We start from the raw sequence: 1,150 nt of genomic DNA on the forward strand, positions 1-1,150 counted from the left end.
CATCCCAGAACGCGCAGATGCTTCCTGTCGTGGCGGCTGAACATCCGGGCAATTACATATCCCTCGGCGGGGACAGGGTTCTTGCAGACGGGACAGATCCGCTCGCAGGTTCCCCCGGGGGGCCTGCAGTGAAGGCAACCGAACATATGGACCAGGGATTCCTCCAGCTCGTCCGTGCGGGATGATCCGTGGGTGACGGCCGAGAAGACCCGGGTCTGAAGACGTTCTCCTCGTGAAAGAAGAGACCGGCAGAGAGGACAGGGCTTGTGCGGCGCAGCCAGGGCATCCCCCCTGGCATGGCCCGGAGAACGCCCGTTGTCCCTGGAAAGGGCTTCCTGGTGGTGCTTGAGCCGTATGAGACTCACCAAAAGTGCGAAAATCAGGAGTGCCAGGGCAAAGAGAAGCGTAAACTGAATGGTCTAATCCTCCTGTCTCTTGTACACTTCGTATTCTATGGCGGAATTGTTTGTTGTCGCAACGCCGATTGGAAACCTGGGGGATATCACCCTCCGGGCTGTGGAGGTGCTCCGGCGGTGTCACACCATCGCCTGTGAGGACACCCGGCACAGCCGGAAACTTCTCTCCCATCTGGGCATATCAGCCCCCCTTTTGAGTTGTCGGGGCCAGAATACGCAACAGGCCGTTCCCAGAATCCTGGGAATTCTCCAGGAGGGAGGGGACGTTGCCTATATCAGCGATGCCGGTACCCCCGGAGTGAGCGATCCCGGAAGCGCCCTCGTCCGGGGGGTTCGCCAGGCGGGGTTTTCCGTGGTCCCTCTCCCGGGGGCAAGCGCGGTGACGGCCCTGGTTTCGGTGAGCGGAGTAGCCGGGCGGGGGTGGTATTTCGAAGGATTCCTGCCACCCAAGGGAGAAAAACGGCTGAAGCGGATCAAGGAACTGGTTCAGCGGGGTGATTCCGTGATCTTTTATGAGTCACCCCACCGGATTGTCCGGTTTCTGGGCGAACTGCGTCAGGGCGCTCCGGGAGGACAGATCGTTCTGGGGCGGGAGTTAACAAAACTCCACGAGGAAATTGTTACGGGAAGCGTAGAGGAAGTGGCCAGTCTTGTAGAATCCGGCGAGATTCCGGCACGAGGTGAGTTCGTTCTCCTTGTATGGACTGATAAAAGCCGTTAAAATTATGGGGTGA

The 1,150-nt window shown here is 59.2% G+C and carries 1 protein-coding gene and 1 pseudogene; one reads left to right on the forward strand and one right to left on the reverse strand.

The genetic code is table 11. The annotated features are described in order from the left end of the window. A pseudogene (locus BW950_RS14685) lies at window positions 1-365 on the reverse strand (hypothetical protein); the annotation flags it as partial. An 88-nt stretch (window positions 366-453) separates the two neighbouring features. On the opposite strand from BW950_RS14685, the gene rsmI reads away from it, so the two are divergent. Then, complete coding sequence (gene rsmI, locus BW950_RS14690) at window positions 454-1,137, forward strand: 16S rRNA (cytidine(1402)-2'-O)-methyltransferase (protein WP_076490039.1); 684 nt, start codon at window positions 454-456, stop codon at window positions 1,135-1,137. The last annotated feature ends 13 nt before the right edge of the window (window positions 1,138-1,150 follow it).

Source organism: Alkalispirochaeta americana, assembly GCF_900156105.1.
Taxonomy (GTDB): Bacteria; Spirochaetota; Spirochaetia; order DSM-27196; family Alkalispirochaetaceae; genus Alkalispirochaeta; species Alkalispirochaeta americana.

Bases quoted from the DNA above. Each gene is read 5' to 3' on its own strand.
- rsmI (WP_076490039.1), top strand. From the start codon at position 454: ATGGCGGAATTGTTTGTTGTCGCAACGCCGATTGGAAACCTGGGGGAT.